The following is a 22,912-nucleotide window of genomic DNA, read 5'->3' on the forward strand; positions in this document are numbered from 1 at the left end:
GGCAACCTGAAACATGGCTTCTTCTTATTTCAGGTTACTGATTAACCTGAAATAATGATGACCAATCAAGGGCGATCTTGGAGCAAAAGGAGCAGCTCGCACGCTGAAGCGCGCCTTTCGCTCGAAGACAGAACTGGCATATTTGGCGGCCGGCCAGAAAAAAGGGAGGCCTCAGCCTCCCTTGCTCGTTCATCGTATGCGGCGCCAGTTACAGTCCCAGAGCCTTCTTCAGCGCGGACACGCGGCGGCGGGACACGGGAATTTTCTCGTCCACGGCGTTCAGCGTGAGCAGCAGGGTGCCGCCGGACACCGACTCTATCTCCTCCACCATCGACAGGTTCACCAGGTAGCCGCGGTGCACGCGGAAGAACCCGTGGCCGTCCAGGCGCTTCTCCAGCTGGGCCAGGCTCACCGTGGAGAAGTAGCGGTCCGTGTCGGTCTGCAGGTAGGCATAGTCGTCGCGCGCCATGACGAAGCGGATCTTGTCGATACCGATGAGTATCTTCTTCCCGCCCTTCTCGACGGGGATGCGCTCGGACTTCTGGGCGGCCACGTGCAGCGACACGTGCTCGCGCACGCGGGAGATGGCCTGCGACAGGCGCTCCGTCTCCACCGGCTTCACCAGGTAGTCGATGGCGCTGACCTTGAACGCCTCGAGCGCGAACTCGCTGTACGCCGTCACGAACACCACGGCGGGCGGGAACTTCAGGTGCTGCAGGGCCTCGGCCAGCTGCAGGCCCGTGGCCTCGGGCATGTTCACGTCCAGGAACATGACGTCGACCGGGTATTCCTTGAGCTTCTCGATAGCCTCGCGCACGCTGGCGGCCTCGGCGACCACCTCGGTCTGCCCCAACTCGTCCAGCAGGAACTTCAGTTCAGAGCGCGCAGGAGCCTCATCATCGACGATCATGGCCTTCAACACGTGAACCTCCTCGCTTCCGAACCCCGACATACTTTTCGCCTCTTTCGGCATCATTATAAATCAAGGCAGGCGGAAACTGCGGAGAAGCCCGAATATACGAATTAACTCGACGGTTTCAAGCGGCGAACGTCATGCAGAACGGGAGGCGGCTCGACGCGAGGCGGCGCGGGGCCGCAGCGAAAACACGGCGGCAGCGCGCGCGTCGGCTCCCGCGGGCCCCAAGGCGCCCCCTCCTGCCTTCGCCTAGCCTCTCGGGTCGTCCGTCAGGTAGCGGGCGCGCAAGGTGTCGCGCTTCTCGTCGGTGATGCCCACGGCTTTCTCCACGTAGGCGTCCAACCCGCCGAACTCCCGGTCGATGGAGTCGAGCGCCGCCTGCAGGAAACGCGGGTCGGCCGAATTGATGACCTGAATGCTCTTGTCCAGCTTTCCGGCCAGATGGTAGGTTGCCAGCGCGTCCATAATGTCCTCGGTGCGCGACGCCACGTAGCGGTTCGTGGCCTCGTAGTCCCGCATGATGTCGTCGTGCGAGGCGCCCAGCACGTGCAGCAGCAGCATGGCGGCCAGCCCTGCGCGGTCTTTGCCGATGGTGCAGTGCCACAGCACGGCGCCCTCCTGGGTGTCCAGCACGTCGTCGAAGAAGGAGGCGAAGCCGCGCTGGCTGGCCTCGTCCAGCACCATGCGCTCGTAGATATCCCTCATGATCTGGGCTGGGTCATCCTGCACGGCGCGCAGCATCTTTAGCGCGCCCTTGATGCCGCCCTCGCGCGTCACGCCGAGGGTGGCCGTGTTCAGCACCGGAGCGTCCTCGAAGCGCACGCCTTCCACGCCGTCCTCGGGGTCGGGCTTCTCGCGGCGCTCCTCCTCGGTGCGCAGGTCGATGACCGTGCGCACGCCGAAGTCGTCGAGCAACACCTCCAGGTCGCGTTCTGTCGCACCGGCGAGCGCGCCCGAACGCAGCAGGCGCGCGTGTTTGACGTAGCGACCGTCGGCCGCGGGGATGCCGCCGATATCGCGCGTGTTCGGCAGCCCCTCCAGCTCGATATGGCCGTCGGATACCTTCTCGAGCCCTTCGGCATCGGCTATGCCGAGCGCGGGGGAGAAATCGTCGGGCACGGTGTCGACCATGGCAGTGCTCCTTCCAAAGACGGAAGCGCCCCGCGCGCTTATCCGGCGGCGGGGCGCTCGCGCAGGCTTCTACTTCAGGTCGAGCTGCATGAGCTTGTCCAACGTGAGCGCGTAGATCTTGAAGGACTGCTTGAGCAGTTCCTCGCTCACGCCCTCGTCGGGACCGTGCATCGTGCCGACCCAGTCCGGATTCTTCTCCCACGGCTTCTCGGGGCCGAAGCTCGCCCCGCTCTTGAACTCGCGCGCGTAGGTGCCGCCGCCCATGGTGAACGGCTTGGCGTCCTCTCCCGTGGCCTCGTTGTAGGCGTTCAGCAGCGCCTGAATCACGGGGCTGTCCGGCTTCACCAGGAACGGCTCCATGAGCAGGGTGTTCTCGAACGAACCGCCGATCTCCTCGGCCAGCTGGCGCAGGCGCTCGGTAATCTCGTCCGCCGTGATGGACGTGGGGAAGCGGCTGTCCACCGTCTGCACGAAGCGGTCGTCCTTGAGGGCGATGGTGCCGCCGATAACGGTGAGGGGGCCGAAGTACTCATCGGAGCTCTTGATGCCCACGCCGCTTCCATCCGTGTGGTTGAGCAGCTTCTGGTCCAACTCCAGGAACGCGCGCTCGTCGGCGCCGCACAGACCGTTCTCCAGCAGGTAGTCCACGATGAGGCCGATGGCGTTGACGCCATCGTCGGGCATTGAGGCGTGCGCGCCCTTGCCGGTGGCCTCGAGCCGCGCCCGGCCGGGGCCGGCCTCGGTCACGACGATGCGGTCGGTGTTCTTCAGCTCGTGGGCATCGGCGTTCACAATGGCGTGGGCCAGGCCCGGCACCGCGTTCGTGGCCGCGCCGCCCTCGAACTCCACGACGACGCGCGCGCACGGCTCGATGGGCTTGCTCATGAGCATGCCGTCGTAGCCGCCCTTCTCGCCGTAGCACACGGGGAACTCCGCATCGGGCGTGAACAGGAAGGCCGGGTCGTCGTAGTGCAGGTGGTAGTAGGCCACGTCGGCCATGCCGGATTCCTCGTTCGCGCCGAACAGGAAGCGCACGGTATAGGGGAACTGCGGCGCCTCGCCCTCGTCCTGCAGGTCCTTCCAGAACTTCATAGCGTGCAGGGCCATGACGCTGGGGCCCTTGTCGTCCAGCGTGCCGCGGCCCACAAGGTAGCCGTCCTTGCGCGTGACCTCGTAGGGCTCGAAGGTCCAGCCGGGGCCGGCCGGCACCACGTCCATGTGGCCGATGATGCCCAGCTGCGTGTCGGAGGCGCCGGGGAAGTCGGCGAAGCCGATATAGCCCTCGGCATCATGGGTCTTGAAACCCATGCCGCCCGCCAGCTCGAGCGCCGCTTCGAGCGCCTTCTTGGGGCCGGGGCCGAACGGGGCGCCGTCGGCCTTCTTGTCGTCTTCCTGGAAGCTGGGAATGCGCACGAGCGTGGCGATGTCGTCCACCATGGCGTCCCAGTTCTTCTCGAGGTATGCGTCGATCTTATTCGTCAGTTCGGTTTGATTCATTGCGTGTCCGCCTCTCGTTCCGAAGATGCGTTTGCAGGCCGCAGCGGCGCTAGCGCCGTCCGGCGACGTTGCCACCATTATGCGCCAAGCGGCAACGGCGCGCCAGACCGTCATGTATATGTTGACCGTTTGCCGAGCGGGCGCCACAAGGTAGCGGCGAGTGCGCAGCGCGAAGAGCCTTCTTGCGATTCGCGCGCACAATTCGCACCAGTTTGCCCTCGACGGCCTACGGGGCATCCGGTATACTTTCACGGTGCGCCCGAGTGGCGGAATGGCAGACGCGGCGGTCTCAAAAACCGTTGTCCTAGACGTGCGGGTTCAAATCCCGCCTCGGGCACCACTTCGCATATCCGAGAACGATCCCGTCAAGGGATCGTTTTTGCATTGGGGAGCGAAAACGCGGAGAGACGGGCGGGGTATTCGTCTCGTCACCTGCATCTTGAGCGGAAGCATGCAACCCAGGATGACAACGAGCAGCGGCGCGCCTTGCGCCATGACGCCCTCACGCCACCGCGTCGGGCTGGGCGCAGAGGCCGGCGAACAGCGGGATGCCCTGACGCGTGCGGATCTCGTACAGGAACGGCCGATCCAAATTGAACTCCAGCTCCTCGATCACCGACGGGTCGGGCAATGCCGACATCTCCATGATGTCCACCTTCGTGTAGGCGCTCGCCTCCACGCCGTTCTCGTCAAGGCCGATGCGGCTTTCCTGCGACACGCTCGACACGTAGGCGGGAGTGTCGGAAAGATTGGAGAAGTCGGCCTGGTCGCCGAACGCTGCGACGACGCCCAGCCGCTCAAGAGCGGGGATCAAGCCATAGGAGCTGTCGAAGGCGAACTTCGGCACACGGTAGGTGACGAATGCCTCGCCGGTGGACTCGCCCGCGAACGCCTCTTCGAGCAGGGCCCCGTCGGCCAGCAGGTCCTGCACGCCCCTGCCCTCGGCGGGCAGCACGAACGTCATCTCGCTGCCGTCCACGAACCCGAGGCTCGCGCGCGTGTAGGCTTCGGTCTGGCGGATCTCCTGCGGACGGTCGAGCCGCTGCACCATGAAGGCCGCCTGCACGTCGCCGCGCTCGGCCGCGAACGCGCCGGGCACAGTGGCCTCCGCGTCGAAGGCCTTAGCCCACTCGCCCTTGAAGTACACGGTATCGATCAACGAGAGCAGCTGGCCCTCCTGGCTTTTGAACGCGGGGTTCAGCGTGCCCTCGGTGTTGTCGGCAATCCACTGCGCCATGGCCTTGTCGGCTGCACCGGTGCCGAAATCGGCCAGGAACAACGAGGCGTAGAACTGGTCGCGCATGGCGTCGACGAACGGCTGCTTGAACTGCGCGTCGGGACGCATCCACACGGAGTTCGCCAGCCTGACGTCAGAAAGGTGGTCGGTGGCCAGCAGGCGCATCAGGTTGCCGCACTGCTCCGCCGTGGCCGCAGCGTCGGAGGAGCTCAGCGCCGCCGCGATCTCGTCGCGTGTCTCGCCGGCGGCGCCCATCTGCGTCATAGCGAGCGCCAGGTACAGGCTGGCCGGCGAGAAGTTACCGTTGGCCTGCGGCTCATCGCCGAGCACCGCGGATGCGCTGCGGTAGGAGAACGCCGAGAGGCCGTCTACGAACGACCCGTCCAGCGCATTCGCGCCCAAGAGCTCGTCTTGCGCTTCGTAGTCGTCGGCCGCCGGCTTCGCGGGGAGCTCTGCGAGCGCAACGGTGGTCACGCCCTCGTAGGAGACCGATCCCGAAGGCTGCGGTACATCGCCTGCCTGGGCGCAGGCGGCCAGCGCGAAGGCGGCCGCCAGCGCGAGCACCGCCGCAAGCACGGCCTTCCGCAGGGGCCTCGCCTTCGCCTGCGCGTGCGATCTTGCCTCATGCAGGCTTGCCTCCGACTGCGCGCGCACCGCACGCACGCTCGGCTTTATCTGCGTGTCTCTTTTCCTCCGCATGCTCCCCGCCTTCCCCAAAGCGCAGCGCGCCGGTCGCGTTCGTTCCTTCGCAGGGTAACACGATCCAACGCGCCCGATTGTCGGGAAAAGCTAGAACAGGAAGGCGAGGAACGTCGCGATGCCGCCGGTCACCACCATGATCACCCACACGATGAGCCAAAACAGGCAACCGAACCAAGCGAACAGCTTGCCGCCTTCGCTCCAGCCCCAGCCGTCCTTGCCCATGAACCACGCGGCCAGCACGCCGAACAACCCGCCGAACAATCCCACGCAGAAGTACCCGAACTTGGCCAAACCCGATATCTCGCGCATGGCGGCTCCTTTCGCTTGATGAAAGAGCCAGCATACGCCAAGCCGTCCACCGTGCCACGCGCATCCCCCAACCGTGTCGAACCCGATCTCAACCCGACTACCGCTTGAAGGATACGTCTCTATCAATTCTCACTACAATTTCTCACTTGTCACTGCATGTCGTCACTGATATTTTCAGTGACGACATGCGAAATGGGCTCGTCGAATTCGACGAGCCCATTTTCGATGGCTTGATGAAAGGCTGCCCTCTTCGGATGATTTACGCGCGCACCTCGCCGCCGATCTTCCGGGCGGGGACCTGCTGGCCGGTGGCGGCCATGCGCTCCTCGTGGGTCATCTGCGCCAGCTCGTGCACGCGGTTCTCGTCCACGCCCAGCGCCTCGGCCAGGCGGTCGCCGTATTCGGGGTCGGCCTTGTAGCAGTGGGCGGCGTGGCGCAGGCGGATGTTCTCGGTCACGCCCTCCATGTTGCGCGCGGTGTTGCCGATGAGCGCAGCGCGCTGCGGCTCCTCCATCAGGCGATACAGGTCGCCCGGCTGATAGAACGTGTCATCGGTCGGGTCGTCCGCCGGGTCCCACGCGTCCATCGGACCGAACAGGTCCAGCGGCGGCTCGGCCGCGTCGGCCTGCTGCTGCCACTGCCCGTAGCTGTTGGGCTCGTAGCCGATGGTTCCGCCGAAGTTGCCGTCGGTGCGCATGGCCCCGTCGCGATGGAACTCGGCGTAGGGGCAGCGCGGACGGTTCACCGGGATGTGGTTGTGGTTGACGCCCAGGCGGTAGCGCTGCGCGTCGCCGTATGCGAACAGGCGGCCCTGCAGCAGCTTGTCGGGCGACAGGCCGATGCCCGGCACGAGGTGCGTCGGAGCGAACGCGGCCTGCTCCACCTCGGCGAAGTAGTTCTCGGGATTGCGGTTCAGCTCCAGCGTGCCCACCTCGATGAGGGGGAACTCCTTCTGGCTCCACGTCTTCGTGATGTCGAACGGGTTCTCCTTGTGGTTCTTCGCGGTGGCCTCGTCCATCACCTGGATGCAGAAGCGCCAGCTGGGGAACTCGCCGCGCTCGATGGCACCGAACAAGTCGCGCTGATGGCTCTCGCGGTCGCCCGCGATGATCTGGGCGGCCTCGTCGTCGGTGAGGTTCTTGATGCCCTGGTTGGTCTTGAGGTGGAACTTCACCCACACGCGTTCGTTCTGCTCGTTGATCAGGCTGTAGGTGTGGCTGCCGAAGCCGTGCATGTGGCGGTAGCTGGCCGGGATGCCGCGGTCGGACATGACGATGGTCACCTGGTGCAGCGCCTCGGGCAGGCTCGACCAGAAGTCCCAGTTGCTCTGGGCCGAGTGCATGTTGGTTTTCGGGTCGCGCTTCACCACGTGGTTGAGGTCGATGAACTTCTTCGGATCGCGCAGGAAGAACACCGGCGTGTTGTTGCCCACGAGGTCCCAGTTGCCCTCGGGCGTGTAGAACTTCATGGCGAAGCCGCGGATGTCGCGCTCGGCGTCGGCCGCGCCGCGCTCGCCGGCAACCGTGGAGAAGCGGACGAACACCTCGGTCTCGGCGCCCGGCTGGAACACCTTGGCCTTCGTGTACTGGCTGATATCGCCCGTCACCTTGAAGGTGCCGTACGCGCCCGAGCCCTTCGCGTGCATGCGGCGCTCGGGGATGACCTCGCGGTCGAAGTGCGCGAGCTTCTCGATCATCCAGTTGTCCTGGAGCATCATGGGGCCGCGCTCGCCCGCCGTGAGCGTGTGGTTGTTGTCGGCGACGGGATTGCCTACCTCGTTCGTGAGGCGCGTGGTGTCGGATTCGCTGGCCATGGTATGACCCCTTCCTGGCGGATGCCCCGATGGGCATCGTTCACATCTATCGGTTGCCGCGATCATAGCACCCGAGGAGCTCACTTCACCATATTATTGATAATAATTCTCAATTAGATCACAGTTTCATCAAGCGAATTGATTTTTGAATTTCGAAATAAATCGCAAATGTTAGAGGTGGAGAGACAAGGAGAGGAGCGAAAAGGCGGGGAATGAGCCGTGGAAGGAAGGGGCGAGCCGGGACGAGACGAGCTAGGGGGAGGCTAGTCGGGATGGGGTGTTTCATGTGAAACAGCGTGATGAGCAGGGATATCAGAGTACGTTTCCCTGAGATCGTCCATGATTCGCTGCAGGTGGGTCTCGAAGGTGGGGCCAAGGGCGCTCCCCTTCTCTCGGACCGCGGTAGGCGTATAAAAAGGAAACGGACGCCGAAGCGCCCGTTTCCCTGTTCGCGATGGGAGCCCGAAACCCTACAGAGCGAAATCCTTCTCGCCGTTGAACACGGCAAGGGCGTCGGCGACGGAGTAGTCGGCCAAGGTGATGGCGCTGATGGCCTTCGTCAGGCGGACAGCCTCGTCCAGCGAGCGCTGGTGGATGTTGCGACCGGTGGCGTTGCCCACGGCGCCGCCCGTGTGAATCTGGTCGTAGAGCTGGGTGAGGAACGTCTCGGCGTCTACCGTCGATCCGCCGGCGCACACGAGGCCCGTGCGGCCGGACGCCATCGTGGCCACCTTGAGGGCCTCGGCCGGAGCCGTGCCGTCCTCGGGCTTCGGCGGGTTCACCTTCACGAAGTCGGCGCCGAGGCACAGGGCCACGCCCGCCGCACCGGCGATGAGCGCCGGGTCCTTCTCGGCCGTGACGGCCTTGCCGCGCGGGTAGATCCACAGCACGACCAGCAGGCCGTTGGCATGGGCCTGGGCGATGAGCTCGCCGGCTTCGGCCATCATGGTGGACTCGTACTCGCTGCCCAGGTAGATGGTGTAGCCGATGCCCACCACGTTCACGCCGGCCTCGCGCATGGCAAGCACAGCGTCCAGGTCGTAGAGCTGCGGCGAGTAGGGGTCGTCCTGCTTCGTGCCCACGAGGTTCGTCTTCGAGTTCATCTTAACGAGGTAGTTGATCTCGGGATAGTCGGCCGCGTACTGCGCGATGAGACCGCGCTGGCCGGCGAGCACGCCGCACACGCCCTGGCGGCCGATCTCAAAGAGGTGCTGCGGCTCGGCGTCGGCAATGTCGATGCCCTCGCCGTAGAAGTCCTTGTTGAGGTGCTCGATCTTCTGATCGCAGGCGAACAGCATGAGGCGGCCCGTTCCGCGGGTGGCCTTCAGGTAGTTCGCGATGTACTCGTCGCGGGACTCCGGCATGACGTCGGCCGGCACCCTCACCTGGTCACGAGTAATTTGGGGCATGATTTCCTCCTTATAGGATCTCAGTCGCAAGGCAACGCTGCCTTAATCGATGAAGTTATTCTAGCCAATGGACGGAACCGCCCGCGTTGCTCCACCGAAAAACCGGGGAACTATCAGGCGAGCGGGCGTTTGGCAGTTGGACGATGGCAGACGCCCGGCAAAGCGCTTCGTGCAGGGGCGCTCCGAGGCCTTTCGGCTGTCGGGAGGCCGTCGGAACCTTAGAACCACTCGCGCTTGTTTACCACGTACATCTGCTCGAACTCGGACTGGGACTTCGTCAGGTAGAGTATGCCCTCGATGATGCCGATGACCCACATGACGCCGCCCGCCAGGCCGAACGTGAACAAGCTGCCCAGAATGGTGACGGCAAGCATGATGAAGCCGGCCGTATTGTAGCCCAGGTAGAACTTGTGGATGCCCAACGCGCCCAGGAAGATGGCGAGCAGGCCGGCGGCCACATGATCCTTCGTCGCGATGACAGGCTGCTGGTACGGCTGCTGGTAATAGGGTTGCTGGTAGCCGTAATACGGCTGCTGCGGAGGCACGGCTCCAGGACCCGCATGGGGCGTCTGGCCGTAGGGTGCGGCATAACCGCCGTAGGGTTGCTGGGGCTGCGGCGGTTGCTGGGGATTCTGGTAGGAGCCTTGGCCAGGTGCAGGAGGCACGGGACCGGACACCGTCGAGCCGGTGGGCGGAACGTACGGCGCATCATAGGATGCACCCGACGGGGGCGTCGGCTGCGAACCGAGCGACGGGTCCGCTGCGGGAGCCGTCGTGTAGGGAACCCATTCGGGCGTCGGCTCGCCTTGCACCGGAATGGCGGCCGTGTCGGCCGGGGAGGCCGGCGCCGGCTCGGGCGCATCGTTCGAGGAAGGCTCGCCGCTTGCAGGCTCATCGAAGCCGGAATAATCCGGAGCGTCGCCAGCCGCAGGCGTATCCGCCTCGTCCACCGCGCACGCAGGCGCATCGCCAGCATCATCCGAAGCAGCCTCGGCAGGCGTATCTCCGTCCGCCACGGAATCGCCCTGCACGTCATCGTCAGCCGCGGCCACCGCCTCTGCCTCGAAGATGACGGCCTCGATCTCGGCGGTATCCTCGTCCACGACGACAGCGGCCACGCCGAAGGCCTCGGCGGGCTCCCCGTCGCCGGCGGCATCGGACGGAGCGGCACCCGGCTTGACGGCGGGGTGCTCGCCCTTGAGCTCGGCAAGGCGCGCGCGTGCCGCCTCGAGCGTTTCCTGTGCAGCGCGAAGCTCGGCTTCAGCAGCGGCGACCTCGTCCGATGCGCTGCCGTTCTGTTCGTTGAGGTTCATAACATGCCTCTCTTATCGTGAGGTTCCAAGGTGATAGCGCCATGGTATCCGGCCGTACGGCTCTGACGGTAAACCGTCACCGTGTCGTTGCCCTCTGTATACCATCGTTAAGGTTTCCGTTGCCGAAAGTTCCGAAAGCGCGCACCCGTCGCGCCGTACGACGTGGCTGGTGCGCGCTGCGCCTACTTGTCGCGGTGCGACCGCTTCTCCAGGAATTTCATGATGCGCTTCTGGAACACGATGCCCAGCACCGCGATAACCGCGGCCACGGCGAACAGGACGGCGCTCTCTGCGAAGCGCCCGTCGATGAGCCCGTCGGCAGCGTACGTCGACACGAGGATGCCGGGTATGCGCCCGATGTTCGACAGCAGCAGGAACGTGCGCATGTTCATGTCCGTGAGGGGCACCAGGTAGGTGAACGTGTCCTTCGGCAAGCCGGGGATAAGGAACAGGATGAACACCACGATGCTCAGCTTCCCCGTCTTCTCGAAGGCGCGGAACTTTTCCAGGTACTTCGTGGGCACCATGCTCTGCACGAACGGCGCGCCCAGCTTGTGCACGAGCGCGAAGATGAACGCGCTGGAAACGACGCAGCCCATCAGGATGATGAGCGCGCCCAACCACGGCCCGTACAGCATGCCGGCCGCTATCTGCACGACCTCGCCCGGGATGAACGCCACCACGATCTGCAGGAACTGAAGCCCCAGCAGGATGAGGAAGCCCACCGGCCCTGCGCCGCGCACGTCCGCGATGACGCGGTCGATGCCGCCCGGCTCGAAGATGTCGGCCACATACGGCCAGATGAGCAGGCAGATAATCACCATAATGGCGAAGAATGCGATCAGGCCGACGAACTTGAAGATGTCGCCCTTCTCCATCTTGTGGCCGTGCACGGTCGTCTCCTGCTGCGCCTTCTCGTGCAGCTCGTGCGTGCGTTCGGCCGCCTTCTGCTTCAGTTTGCCGGTATCGAATTCATGCGTTGGTTTCTGCGTCAATGGTATGCCTAATCGTCGTGGCGCGCTTTGTCGTACTCTTCTTTGAATGCGGAGAACATGTTCTTCTTGGGCGCCGGTTTCTTGGCGGACTGCTTCTTGGTCGCAGCTTGCTTGGCGGGGGCTTTCTCGGCCTGCGATGACGGTTCAGGCAGTTCATCCGCTTCGAGCTCGCCTGTCTTCTCCAGAGCCTTTTCCTGCGAGGGCTTCGGGCCGCGCGCCTTGTCGTATTCCTCCTTGAAGCCGGAGAACATGCCCTTCGTGGCGGCGATCTGCTTGCCTGTGGCGTACGCGCCCTTGTTCACCACCTCGCCGGTCTTCTTGGCGGCGGCGCTGGCGACGGGCTTTGCCTTGTCGACGGCGGTATGGGCCTTGTCCACTACCACGGCCGTGGCCTCGCCAGCCTTCTCGGCCAGGCCGCCTTCCACGGCGATGTCGCGCGCCTCGTCGGCCACGAGGATGGCGCCGAGCACCACCTCTTCGGACTCCTCGCCCTCCTCGCCCGTTTGGGCGAGAGCTGCGCCCATGCCGCGCTTGAAGCCCTTCACGAGATTGGCCGGAATCTCGCGCTTGCCCAGCAGCGCATTGGCCGTCGCACCGCTGTCGGTGGTGACGGAGGCGATAGCCCCTGTCCTGCGATCGAACGCCACGGAACCCACCACGCCGAGCGTATCCCCGTCCTCGGTCATGACGGGCAGCCCCACCCACAGCACGCACGCGTCCCAGTCAACGCCGAGCTCCTTGCAGGCGGCGCGGTTGGTGGCAGCCGGATCGTTGCTCACCACGATGCGGCCGTCCTCTATCTCGTAGCCGTTAACGGCCACGAACAGGTCTTTGCGACGAAACATCCACAGCAGGTCGGGGCGCTTCACCACGAAGCCCACGACGCGCTTCTCCTTGGGGTGGAACACGAAACGACGCACCTTGCCGATGCGCTTCGTGCCCTTCTTCCCGCCGACGACGCGCACGCCCGTGAGCTCGTCGGTCGTGATAAGTTTGTTGGCCATGTTCGATCTTCCCCCAGGCGCGCAGCTGTGTAGCGGCGCGGCTCTCTCAGGCCGCGTCGGCCGCTGTCTTCCTGCGTGCCGATGACGCGAAGGGGGCATGCGGAAGCCGGACGGTCATCGCCGTCCGGCTTGGCGCGGTGCACCCTTCATTCGTGCAGGCTACTTAGTTCTCTTTGCTCTCGGCAGGGCCCTTGTCGACCGGGACCTCCGTGTCGCCGGCGATCTTGCCGGCGGCCGACTCGGCGGCGTTCGTCGCGGTATCGGCGGCTTCCTTGGCCTTGCCGGCCACGTTGTCCACCGCCTCGTGCGCGTTGTCGGCGGCTACGGGGATCTTGTCGCTCACGGCGTCATGCGCCTGCTCGGCGTTCTTGGCCACCTGGGCCGCGATGCGCTGGCGGGCAGCCTCGATCTTCTCGCGCAGGTCGTCGTTCTTCTCGGAGAACACCGGCTTGATGTTGTCGGCAGCTTCCTGCACGCGCGCACTGGCGGCGCCGTACAGCTCCTGGCCCTTGGTCTGGGCGTCCTGAACGGCCTGCTGGCCCTTGGCGGCCACGTCGTGCACGACCTCCTGGCCCTTGGACGTGGCGTCCTGGTACACCTGCTGCGCCTTGTCAGACGCCTGCGCGCCCAACTCCTGGGCCTCGCCCCACGCCGCGTTCATCTTGTCGGTGACCATGGCGCGCGTCTCATAGCCCGAGCGGGGAGCGTACAGCAGTGCGACGGCAGCGCCGACCAAACCGCCGATGAGGAAGGTTCCTACCTTGTTGCCCATATCTGCCTCCTAAAGGAATGTCCTGGACGTTTGTCGATCAGCCCATTATAGGGGCACCCGCCAACCACCAGTAGGGAAAACACGAGCGCTCTATGATTCAGTTGCCGTTTCGTTGCCAGAAGCGAAAGCGCCGCGATACTACTTCGCGTACTGGGATACCAGCTCGTTCAGCACGCTGGAGAGGGACAGGCCGGCGGCGGCGCAGGCGGCGGGGAACAGGGAGCGCTCGGCCATGCCGGGCGACACGTTCACCTCGAAGACGCGGGCCTGGGCGCCGTCCCAGATGAGGTCGATGCGGGCTAGGTCGCGGGCGTTGTAGGCGCGGTACACCTCCAGCGCGGCGCGCTCGATCTCGGCGCGGATGGCCTGGGCGTCGCCCTCGTCGTCGGACAGCGAGGCGGGGCGCACGGGCGCGAAGTACTGCACGGCGCCGGGCTCCATGCGCGCCTCGGTGCCGTAGAGGCCCTTCGTGGGCACGATCTCCACCGGCGGCAGCGCGTAGGCGTCCCAGCCGGTGCCGAGCACCGACACGGCCATCTCCACGCCGTCCACCCACTGCTCGATGACCACGGCCTCGTCGAACGAGAGCGCGTCGAGGATGGCCTCGCCCAGATCGTCGACGGAATCCACCTTGTGCACGCCCAGGGCGGAACCTCCATGCGCGGGCTTCACGGCCACGGGGAAGCCGCCGATCACGCGTTCCTGCACCAGATCGAGCGCCGTGGCCGCGCCCATGTCCTTGAACGCGTCACGCGCCAGGTAGATGCCCTGCGGCCACGAGGCGACCGGCGCTTCTCCGGTGATAGCGCGGTACGTGGCCAGCTCGTAGTGCATGGAGTCCTTGTTCCACGAGCGATGGCACACGTGCGACGGCGAGCCGATGAAGGGGATGTCCAGGAACTCGAGCAGGCTTTGAATGGTGCCATCCTCGCCGTGCTTGCCGTGCAGGGCGCTGTAGCACACGTCGGGGCGCTCGCTGCGCAGCGTGGGCACCAGCTCGCCCGTGGTGTCGAGCGGCACCGCCTTGTGGCCGGCCTCTTCGAGCGCAGCACACACATTCTTGCCACTGGCCAGGGAAAACTCGCGCTCGAACGAAGCGCCGCCCATCAACACTGCAACTTTGAGGCCCATCGATAACTCCTTGTTCGGCTTATTCGGCTTTGATGGCGCCCGCCTCCAGGAAGGCGCGGTAGAGCTCCAGGCGGTCGTTGATGACGGCGGCGAGGCGCTTGACGGCCTCGGCGAGGTTCTCGGGGCTCTCGTAGCAGAACGCGATGCGCATGCAGTTCTTGCCGGCGGAGCCGCCGGGATAGAAGCCGTCGCCCGGCGTGTACGTCACGCCCCTCTCCAGCGCCACGGACAGCATGGAGCCGGTATCCACGTACGGCGGCAGCGTCACCCACACGAAGAAGCCGCCTTCGGGGCGCGTCCAGGTGGCCTCGGCCGGGAAGTGCTCGTCCAACGCGGCCAGCATGGCGTCGCGTCGCGTGCGGTAGGTTTTCACGAACTTCTGCAACGTCTTCTGCCACGGGGTGTCGGTGAAGTAGTGCTCCACCACCACCTGGTTGAAGGCGCTTCCGCAGAGGTCGGTGCCCTGCTTCACCAGGTTGATCTTCGCCAGCACGCTCTTCGGCGCCACGATCCAGCCGGTGCGCAGGCCCGGCGCGAACACCTTCGACACGGTGCCCAGGTACACGACGTCGTCCGAGAGCGCCTTGAGCGGCAGCACGTGGCCGCCGTCGTAGCGCAGGCGGCCGTAGGGGTCGTCCTCCACCACCATGAAGCCGTACTCCTCCGACAGCTCCAGCAGGCGCTTGCGGCGGGCGGGCACCATGGTCACGCCGCCGGGGTTCTGGAAGTTCGGGATGGTGTAGAGGAACTTCAGGCGCAGGTTGCCCTTGCCGAGGCGCGCGAGCTCTTCCTCCAGCAGGTCCATGCGCATGCCCTCGTCGTCGAAGGGGATGCAGCGGATGTCGGGCTCGTAGGCGGAAAACGCCTGCAGCGCGCCCAGGTAGGTGGGGCCCTCGGCCAGCACGATGTCGCCCGGATTCAAAAACGTCTTGGCAATAAGGTCGAGCGCCTCTTGAGCGCCCGTGGTTATCATGACGTTCTCGGGCTTGGCGCGCACGCCGATGTCGCGCATGAGGTCGCAGAACACCTGCTTCGTTTCCACGCGGCCGTCGGTGGAGCCGTACTGCAGCGCCACGGCGCGCTCGTCGTCGCAGGCGGCGCGGGTGGCCGCGCGGATGGCGGAGTGCGGCAGCAGCGACACGTCGGGCATGCCGCCGGAGAGCGAGATGATGTTGGGGTTCGACGCGGCGGCGAACAGGTCGCGCACGGCGGAAGAGCGCATCTTCACGACGCGTTCGGCAATCTTGTCGCCCGTCTGGTCGAATGTGAGGTGTGCCGTAGTCATTGCGTTAGAGTACCACCGCTTCGTTCAGAAAGCGCGCCGCGTCGCGAAAAGCCCGCAAAGCTACCAAATCGTCGGTGAAGCTCACCTCGATGTGCGCCCGCCCGGCGTTTTCGTCCGTCCACCTGGTGATGCCCACGTAGGCGGTGTCGGGGGACGCATCGGGAGGCGCCGCCTGCGTCTGCAGGTCGATGACGAGGTGCTCCAGCAAATGCGGCAGCGACGTGGCCTCCATGACGGCGCCGAACGTGTCGCCCGCCCCGTTCACGCAGGCATGGCGCGGCAGGTTGGGGAACGACGCGCACACGCGGGCGGCGAGCACGGGATCGGTGGTGCGCGGCGCCTGCGCGGCAAAGACCACGTCGCAGCCGATGCGGCCCTCGCCCACCACGAGGCGCTCGATGGCGAGGGCGTCCAATCAGGCACCCGCGTCGTTCACGTCGTTCAGGTCGAACAGATTGTCGGGAGCAGGGGAGATCGAACCCGGGCCGTTGGACGGGGAGGCATTCGAGTTCGAGGCCCCGGCGTTGGCGGCGTTCCCGCCGCCCGCATTGGTGCCGCCGTCGGCATCCCCGCTGGAACCCGCATCGCCGGCGGGCGCGTTGGAGCCCGTGCTGCCCGCATCCGCGGAGGCGCCGCCGCTCGCACCCGCATCGCCTGCCGAGCCGTTGGCAGCGTCGGACGAACCGGCCCCCGGGGCGCCGTTTGCCAGGTCGCCTGCTGCACCTGCGGCAAGCCCCTCGTCGTTACGCGGCTGCGCCGCAGCGTCGTGCGAGACGCGCGCGAGAACGGTGATGCCCTCCTCCGCCTCCGGCTGCGCCGGGGCCTGCCCCTGCACGAAGCGCACGAGCCCGTCCCACATCCAGCCGACATCCTCGAACAGCGTGGACAGGGCGGAGTAAGAGGACCCCTCCGTCACCACGAGCTGCGACCGATCGGCCGAGAAGCGGTAGCGGCCAGATCCCTCCATGTTCCCGAACGTGAACTCGATGGTCTTGGCCGTAGGATCGATGGTGTAGGCGTAGGCCACGTCGTCGGTGAGCTTGATAGACGCGCCGTCGATCACGATCACCCGCGTCGTGCCGTCGACCTGCCACTCTCCCTGCAGCTCGCGCGCGTCGTCGTAACGCAGCCAGCGGTCCCACGAGAACCCGGCCGCGGCAACCAGCAGCACCGCCAGCACGCCGAGCGCCACGCACCAGGGCCAGCGGCGCCGGCCTCCTGCGTGCTTGCGCGGCGCGCCCTCGCGGGACGGGGCCGCCTCCGCATCCTCGCCCGTTCCAGCCGCGGCGCTCGCCTGCTTCTCGAGACGCCCGCTCTGTCCTGGTGCGCCCTTCCGCTTCGCCGCCTTTTTCGACCGCGCGCCACTCGACGCCGAGGCTTCCGCCGGCGCCGGCGGAACGGCAACCTTGCGCGCAGAGGCAACGGACGGCTTGGGCTTCGCGCCGCCCGCCTTGGCCGCGCCCTCGGCAGGATCCTTGGCAGGGCCTTTCGCCAGGCCCTCGACCGCACGCTTGGCCGAGCTTTTGGCCGCATCCGCCGAAGCTGCCTTCGCCGGAGCCTCGGCGGGCTCCTTCTCCGCGCCCTTCGCCGGGCTTTTGGGCACGGCCTTAACCGGACCTGTGGCGGCAGCCTTCGCCGAAACGCCGGACGCGGCCTTCGCCGCGTCCGGCATGCTGGAGATCTTCTTCGCGTTCTTTACCGACTTGCGCTTCGTTACCACGCGCTTCGCCCCTGACCGAGCCCGCCGCGCCTATTCGGGCGCGATGACCTCGACGCCGCCCATGTAGGGAACCAGCACGTCGGGCACGCGCACGGTGCCGTCGGCCTGCTGGTAGTTCTCGATGACGGCGGCCATCGTGCGGCCAACCGCCAGACCCGAGCCGTTCAACGTGTGCACGAAGCGCGAGCCCTTGAAATTCGCGGGGTCGCGGTACTTGATGTTCGCGCGGCGCGCCTGGAAGTCCGTGCAGTTGGAGCACGACGAGATCTCCTTGTAGCCGTTGTAGCTGGGCAGCCACACCTCGAGGTCGTACGTCTTGGCGGCCGAGAACCCGATGTCGCCCGTGCACAGGCTGATCACGCGGTACGGCAGGCCCAGCAGCTGCAGGATGTTCTCGGCGTCGGCCACCATGGCCTCCAGGTCGTCGAAGCTCTCCTCGGGCTTGGCGTACTTCACCATCTCCACCTTGTCGAACTGGTGCACGCGGATGAGCCCGCGCGTGTCGCGGCCGGCGCTGCCCGCCTCCTCGCGGAAGCACGGGGTGAACGCGCAGTACTTGAGCGGCAGCTGGCCGGCGTCGAGCACCTCGCCGGCGTGGATGTTCGTGAGCTGCACCTCGGCCGTGGGGATGAGGTAGAGGCCCTCGGTGGTGTGGAACAGGTCTTCCTCGAACTTCGGCAGCTGGCCCGTGCCGGTGAGCGTCTCGGCGTTGGCCATGGCCGGGCACCACCATTCCTTGTAGCCGCGCGAGGAGTGCGTGTCGGCCATGAAGTTAATGAGGGCGCGCTCCAGGCGGGCGCCCAGGCCGCCCAGCAGGATGAAGCGGCTGCGCGCGAGCTTCACCGCGCGCTCGAAGTCGATGATGCCGAGCTCCGGCCCCAGGTCCCAGTGCGGCTTCATCTCGAAGCCCTCGGCGGCGAAGTCGCGCGGCGTGCCCCAGCGGCGCACCTCGGGGTTGTCGTCCTCGCTCTCGCCCACGGGCGTGGAGTCGGCCGGCATGTTCGGCGTGGCCAGCAGCAGGTCGCGCAGGGCCTCGTCGGCGGCTTCGCGCTCCTTGCCGATCACGGCCAGCTCGTCGTTGATGGCGCGCACGCGCTCCTTGGCAGCCTCGGCCTCGTCTTTCTGGCCGGCGCCCATCATGGCGCCGATGGACTTCGAGGCGGCGTTGCGCTCGGCCTGCAGCGCCTCCTCCTTCGCGATGGCGGCACGACGGGTCTCGTCCAGTTCGGAGAAGCGAGCGGCATCCCACGAGGCATGGCGGTTTTCCATCGCCTCGGCGACGGCTGCCTGGTTGTCGCGGACGAACTTGATGTCTAGCATGACGCGCTCCTTCTCGGTAGGACCCGGTTATCGTTTCAGTATAACTTCAGTATATCGCACCCACGAGCGCCTCATGCAATCCTTCACTCGCTCGGCATGTTCCCGGCCAGTTCCGCAAGCAGCGCCTCTTTCGCCCGCGCGCCCGCTAGCTGCGGCGCTTTTGAAGGTGGATGGCTATCTCCTTGAGCACGCGACGCATGTCGATGGGCTTGGACAGGTGGGCGTCCATGCCGCACTCCAGCGAGGCGCGCACGTCCTCTGCGAAGGCGTTCGCCGACATGGCGATGATGGGCACGTCGGCGGCGTCGGTACGCGGGAGCGCGCGAATGCAACGGGTGGCTTCGTAACCGTCCATCACCGGCATCTGCACGTCCATGAGCACCACGTCGTAGTAGCCCGGTTCGGACTCGGCGAACAGGCGGCACGCCTCCTCGCCGTTCTCGGCCCACTCAACCTCCAGGCCGGACTCGCCCAGAAGCTCGCAGGCTATCTCGGCGTTCAAGTCGTTGTCCTCGGCCAGCAGCACGCGCGTGCCCGCGAGGCTCGCCGCCGTGGGCAGAGGGGCCGTCGCGGGGCCGTCGGGCCGCAGCAGGGGCGACCTCGTGGCCGACGGGAGAGACAACGAGGACGGCGCGGGCACACGCGACGCCGTTCCGTACAGGCCGTCGAAAGCCACCTCGGTTAAGTGCGATTGCGGTTGCTTCTGCGGCCGACCCGACACGTCGAGCGAGCCCTCCCACGCATCGCCCGCCCGCTCGGCCGCCGCCAGCGCGCGGCGCTCGGGCTCGAACGCCAGCCGCAGGTTCACCGTGATGGTGAACGTCGTGCCCTGGTCGACCGCGGTGCGCACGTGTATGTCGCCGCCCATCATGGTAACGATGTTCTTCACGATGGGCATGCCGAGACCCGTACCCTGCACGTTCGCGCGCCCCTCCATAACGAACGGCTCGAACAGGTGCTCGTGGAACTCCTCGGTCATGCCGATGCCATCGTCGGCCACCACGAAGGTCACGCAGCGGTAGGCTACGATCGAGTCTGCGTCGATGGATGCCTCCAGCCTCACATGGCCGCCCGGCCGCGTGTACTTCACGGAATTCGTCAACAGGTTGATGAGGAGCTGGCGCAGGCGCACGGCGTCGCCCACGAACACCTCGTCGTCTTCGGGAACGACCACCTCGAAGGCCTGGCCCTTCTGCTCGCATTGCGGGCCGATGACGGCGGCCGCGCGCTCCAAAAGCACCGACAAGCGGAACGGCTCGCTCGTTAGCACCATCTTCCCGCTCTCGATCTTCGAGATGTCCAGCACGTCGTTGATGAGGTTGAGCAGATGGTCGGACGCCGCACCGATTTTCCGCAGGCTCTCCTCGGTCCTCTCGGCATCGTCGGTATGCAGCTTCGCTATCTGCAGCATGCCTATGATGGCGTTCATAGGCGTGCGTATCTCATGGCTCATACGCGAGAGAAATTCGGATTTCGCCTGGTTGGCGGCCTCGGCGGCCGTCATGGCATCCTTCATGGACAGCTGCAGCTCCTTCTCGGTGGTAACGTCGCGCAACACCACCAGGATGCGCTGCTTGCCCTCGTAGCTCAAGGGGCTGGCAGAATACGCTATCCACCGCACCTTGCCTGTCTGCAGGTGCACGAATGAGAACTGGCCCTGTTGCGGGGCCTGCACTGCACCTTCGCGCAGGCGGTCCAGCAGGCCGCGGCCCTGCTCCGACAGCTGCAGCTCGTCGGCGACGCGGGGGTCTGCGATGATCTCGGGCATGGTGAAGCCCAGGATGCGCGCAGCCTTCGCCACGATGGGCGTGACGGTACCGTCTACGGGGCAGTACAGGTTAACCGCCATATCCAAGCTGTCGGACAGGGCCTTGTACAGGCGCGACTTCATGGCCACGTTGCGCTCGAGCATGCGCTTGCGATACGAGGAGAACATGAGCGCGATGACGGCGGCGAAGCACAGCACTACCACGGCGAACACCACCTGGAACGCGGTGAGCACGATAGACGCCTCGGCGCGCACGTTCTCCACGGGTATGACGTTGCATACGTACCAGCTGCCCTCTCCCACCGGCGCCACGCACACGTAGCTGTCCTTGCCGTCAACGAACCCGACGGCAAGCCCCGTCTCGCCCGCCGCGACCGTCTCGTCCAACGTGGGCAGATCTTCCGCATCTTCGCCGAACGACAAGGCCATCATCTCCGTCATGCCGTCGTCGGGAGGTCGCTCGTATTCCGCCGCCTGGTCGAGGAACGAGTAGACCGTCATGCCGCTGTTCACCGGCGTTTTCGTGTCTTCGATAGGAGGCACGAGTATCTCGCCCGTCGTCCCTTGGAACAGCATGAAGTAGCCGCGTCCGTCGAACATGTCCAACTGCTTGCTCATGGAGAACATGGACAGGGGAATCTGCACGTACAGCGCGCCTATCTGCTGCCCATCGAGATAGAGGGGACGCTGTGCCAGGCGCACGCGGCGGCCATCGTCCAGCTCGAACGTGGAGGAGTACGAGTCCTTGCCCTGCGAGAGGGCCGTTTCGGGCTGGGCCATCTCTTCCACGGAGAACGGCGTGCCGTCCGAGAGGACCCCTCGGCCATCCATGCCCGAGAACGCAAACCTCGGCAAAGCCGAACTGGTCGCGCAGGCCCTGCAGCGCCGGCACGACGGTGACCGGATCGGCCGATTGCACCTCGAACGCCCCGATAGCGTTCTGCACGATGAAGATGCGGTCTGCGACATTGGAGGCGGCTTGCTGCGTGAACGTGACCACCTGCTGCTCGGCTCCCTGCTTGAGCTTCTGGTCGATGTAACCCATGAGCCCGAGCGAGGTGCCCAGGACAACAACCGCTGCCAAGGCGGCGACGATATAGAGAGCGAGCCGCCTGCCGCGTCCCGCCTGGTTTCCAGCGCGCATGCGCCCACCTTCGCAGTCTTCAGTTGGTGCGTTCACGTATATGAAGGATTCTCGTCGTGGAGGTATCCCGAATTTGCACGGGCATAGTATACTCTACCCGCAAAACTTAATCGGAGAAGTGACGCCTGCGGGCGGACTTTGCGTAGATAGGACGAAGAGGCTGCCATGGACTTCGGTCAACTGTACCATTTCCTGTTCGAGACGTTCGAGGGCATCGGATGCCTGATCGCCATCGGGCTGGTCATCAGCATAATAGCCTGCATTATCATGGAGAGGCGTACGCGCAAGCGCTTCGTCAGCCGCGAGGCCGAAGAAGACGATTGGTCGTTCTTCGACGATGATGACGACGAGGAGAAGGACCAGTAACAGAAGCTCCTACCGCATCGGTTCGAGCAGAGGACACCAACGGGCGCCCACGGCGCCCGTTTTCAACTTGGCAACGGTTCGAGCCGCCCACCCGCCGCATCGTACCATTGCCAGACAACGAACCAGACACCGACCCCTTCGAGAAAGAGCGAACCATGAGCGAAACCACCCTGTACTCCCGCGAAGGCGACTACATCCCGCGCGTTGCCGCCGTGCACGACCTGTGCGGCTACGGCAAGTGCTCGCTGGGCGTGGCCATTCCCGTGCTGTCGGCCGCTGGTTGCGACGTGTGCCCCGTGCCCACCGGCCTGTTCTCGTCGCACACGGCGTTCCCCGGCTGGTACATGCACGACACCACCTCCATGCTGAAGGACTACCTGGCGGCCTGGAAGAACATCGGCGTGGAGATCGATGCGGTGTACTCCGGTTTCTTGGGCGCGCCCGAGCAGGTGGACCGCATCCGCGACCTGTATGCCCTGTACCCCGCCGCGCTGCGCGTGGTCGACCCGGTGATGGCCGACCACGGCAAGGTGTACCCCACCTACACGCCCGAGCTCTGCGACGCCATGGCCGAGCTGGCCTGCGGCGCCGACATCCTCACGCCGAACCTGACGGAGGCCGCCATCATCCTGGGCGAGCCCATCGGCGACGAGTGGGCCGGCACGGACATCTCGGACGAGGAGGCGCACCGGTTGGTGGACGCGCTGGTTGCGAAGGGCGCGAAGCACGTGGTGCTCAAGGGCATCCAGCGCGAGGGCGAGACGTGCATCCGCAACTTCGTGGGCGGCGTTGACATGGACACCGTGGAGGTGCACAACGAGTACCTGCCCTACATGCTGCACGGCACCGGCGACCTGTACGCATCGTGCCTGATGGCTGCCGTCATGGCGGGCCGCACGCTGGAGGAGGCCGTGCGCTTCGCCGGCGACTTCGTGCACGACGCCATGATCGTGAGTGCGAAGCAGCCCGAGTTCCGCGACCGCGGCGTGAGCTTCGAGCCCCTGCTGGGAAAGGTGTGCGAACTGCTGTAGAGGGACGCGATCGCATCACGCAGTCGACAGGCGACGCCCTCGGGATTGG

20 protein-coding genes and 1 tRNA gene are annotated in these 22,912 nt (G+C 65.8%); 4 read left to right on the forward strand and 17 right to left on the reverse strand.

The annotated features are described in order from the left end of the window. Positions 1–208 precede the first annotated feature (208 nt). From BN3560_RS06530 to BN3560_RS06540, 3 genes are all read right to left on the reverse strand, one after another. A complete protein-coding gene (locus BN3560_RS06530; RefSeq protein ID WP_080144027.1) occupies positions 209–922 on the reverse strand; it encodes a LytR/AlgR family response regulator transcription factor in 714 nt (237 codons plus the stop codon). Between the two features lie 243 nt (positions 923–1,165). After that, positions 1,166–2,047, reverse strand: a complete 882-nt coding sequence (locus tag BN3560_RS06535) for a tyrosine-protein phosphatase (RefSeq protein ID WP_096227466.1) — start codon at positions 2,045–2,047, stop codon at positions 1,166–1,168. A gap of 69 nt (positions 2,048–2,116) precedes the next feature. Then, positions 2,117–3,544: a Sapep family Mn(2+)-dependent dipeptidase gene (locus BN3560_RS06540; protein ID WP_096227467.1), complete on the reverse strand. Its 1,428-nt coding sequence runs from the start codon at positions 3,542–3,544 to the stop codon at positions 2,117–2,119. Between the two features lie 257 nt (positions 3,545–3,801). Between BN3560_RS06540 and BN3560_RS06545 the strand changes: the two genes are divergently transcribed. After that, a tRNA-Leu gene (locus BN3560_RS06545) sits at positions 3,802–3,884 on the forward strand. Between the two features lie 162 nt (positions 3,885–4,046). On the opposite strand, the gene BN3560_RS06550 is transcribed toward BN3560_RS06545, so the two are convergent. The 14 genes from BN3560_RS06550 to BN3560_RS06615 form a co-directional block, all read right to left on the reverse strand. Continuing rightward, on the reverse strand, positions 4,047–5,480 hold the full coding sequence (locus BN3560_RS06550) for a serpin family protein (RefSeq protein ID WP_096227468.1): 1,434 nt from the start codon (positions 5,478–5,480) through the stop codon (positions 4,047–4,049). Between the two features lie 90 nt (positions 5,481–5,570). Then, entirely contained in the window at positions 5,571–5,792 is a 222-nt protein-coding gene (locus BN3560_RS06555; protein ID WP_015539205.1) for a hypothetical protein, read from the reverse strand. A 259-nt stretch (positions 5,793–6,051) separates the two neighbouring features. Further along, a complete protein-coding gene (locus tag BN3560_RS06560) occupies positions 6,052–7,605 on the reverse strand; it encodes a catalase (protein WP_096227469.1) in 1,554 nt (517 codons plus the stop codon). Between the two features lie 470 nt (positions 7,606–8,075). Beyond that, complete coding sequence (locus BN3560_RS06565) at positions 8,076–9,014, reverse strand: beta/alpha barrel domain-containing protein (RefSeq protein WP_087191511.1); 939 nt, start codon at positions 9,012–9,014, stop codon at positions 8,076–8,078. 218 nt (positions 9,015–9,232) lie between these two features. Beyond that, positions 9,233–10,327: a TM2 domain-containing protein gene (locus tag BN3560_RS06570; protein ID WP_096227470.1), complete on the reverse strand. Its 1,095-nt coding sequence runs from the start codon at positions 10,325–10,327 to the stop codon at positions 9,233–9,235. 182 nt (positions 10,328–10,509) lie between these two features. Further along, a complete protein-coding gene (locus tag BN3560_RS06575) occupies positions 10,510–11,322 on the reverse strand; it encodes a TVP38/TMEM64 family protein (RefSeq protein ID WP_227115371.1) in 813 nt (270 codons plus the stop codon). A gap of 8 nt (positions 11,323–11,330) precedes the next feature. Further along, on the reverse strand, positions 11,331–12,326 hold the full coding sequence (locus BN3560_RS06580) for a PRC-barrel domain-containing protein (protein WP_096227471.1): 996 nt from the start codon (positions 12,324–12,326) through the stop codon (positions 11,331–11,333). Between the two features lie 163 nt (positions 12,327–12,489). Next, positions 12,490–13,098 carry a YtxH domain-containing protein gene (locus BN3560_RS06585; RefSeq protein WP_087191508.1) on the reverse strand — a complete coding sequence of 203 codons (609 nt, stop codon included), beginning with the start codon at positions 13,096–13,098 and terminating at the stop codon, positions 12,490–12,492. A gap of 138 nt (positions 13,099–13,236) precedes the next feature. After that, positions 13,237–14,229: a D-alanine--D-alanine ligase family protein gene (locus BN3560_RS06590; protein ID WP_096227472.1), complete on the reverse strand. Its 993-nt coding sequence runs from the start codon at positions 14,227–14,229 to the stop codon at positions 13,237–13,239. A gap of 19 nt (positions 14,230–14,248) precedes the next feature. Continuing rightward, positions 14,249–15,514: an aminotransferase-like domain-containing protein gene (locus BN3560_RS06595; RefSeq protein ID WP_096227473.1), complete on the reverse strand. Its 1,266-nt coding sequence runs from the start codon at positions 15,512–15,514 to the stop codon at positions 14,249–14,251. A 4-nt stretch (positions 15,515–15,518) separates the two neighbouring features. Continuing rightward, positions 15,519–15,929 (reverse strand): cyanophycin synthetase family protein, encoded by a 411-nt coding sequence (locus BN3560_RS06600; protein ID WP_096227474.1) that lies wholly within the window; start codon positions 15,927–15,929, stop codon positions 15,519–15,521. Then, positions 15,930–17,234 (reverse strand): hypothetical protein, encoded by a 1,305-nt coding sequence (locus BN3560_RS06605; protein ID WP_096227475.1) that lies wholly within the window; start codon positions 17,232–17,234, stop codon positions 15,930–15,932. A 30-nt stretch (positions 17,235–17,264) separates the two neighbouring features. Then, positions 17,265–18,554: a serine--tRNA ligase gene (gene serS / locus BN3560_RS06610; protein ID WP_096227476.1), complete on the reverse strand. Its 1,290-nt coding sequence runs from the start codon at positions 18,552–18,554 to the stop codon at positions 17,265–17,267. A 145-nt stretch (positions 18,555–18,699) separates the two neighbouring features. Next, positions 18,700–21,153 carry a hybrid sensor histidine kinase/response regulator gene (locus BN3560_RS06615; RefSeq protein WP_172623280.1) on the reverse strand — a complete coding sequence of 818 codons (2,454 nt, stop codon included), beginning with the start codon at positions 21,151–21,153 and terminating at the stop codon, positions 18,700–18,702. On the opposite strand from BN3560_RS06615, the gene BN3560_RS14690 reads away from it, so the two are divergent. The 3 genes from BN3560_RS14690 to BN3560_RS06625 all read left to right on the forward strand — a co-directional run bounded on the left by BN3560_RS14690 (position 21,152) and on the right by BN3560_RS06625 (position 22,863). Next, positions 21,152–21,553, forward strand: coding sequence for a hypothetical protein (locus BN3560_RS14690; protein WP_172623281.1), 402 nt, complete (start codon positions 21,152–21,154; stop codon positions 21,551–21,553). The genes BN3560_RS06615 and BN3560_RS14690 overlap by 2 nt on opposite strands. A gap of 78 nt (positions 21,554–21,631) precedes the next feature. Beyond that, positions 21,632–21,832, forward strand: a complete 201-nt coding sequence (locus BN3560_RS06620) for a DUF6724 family protein (RefSeq protein ID WP_087191501.1) — start codon at positions 21,632–21,634, stop codon at positions 21,830–21,832. 155 nt (positions 21,833–21,987) lie between these two features. Then, positions 21,988–22,863, forward strand: coding sequence for a PfkB family carbohydrate kinase (locus BN3560_RS06625; protein WP_096227477.1), 876 nt, complete (start codon positions 21,988–21,990; stop codon positions 22,861–22,863). The last annotated feature ends 49 nt before the right edge of the window (positions 22,864–22,912 follow it).

It is taken from the genome of Gordonibacter urolithinfaciens, from assembly GCF_900199375.1.
Lineage (GTDB): Bacteria > Actinomycetota > Coriobacteriia > Coriobacteriales > Eggerthellaceae > Gordonibacter > Gordonibacter urolithinfaciens.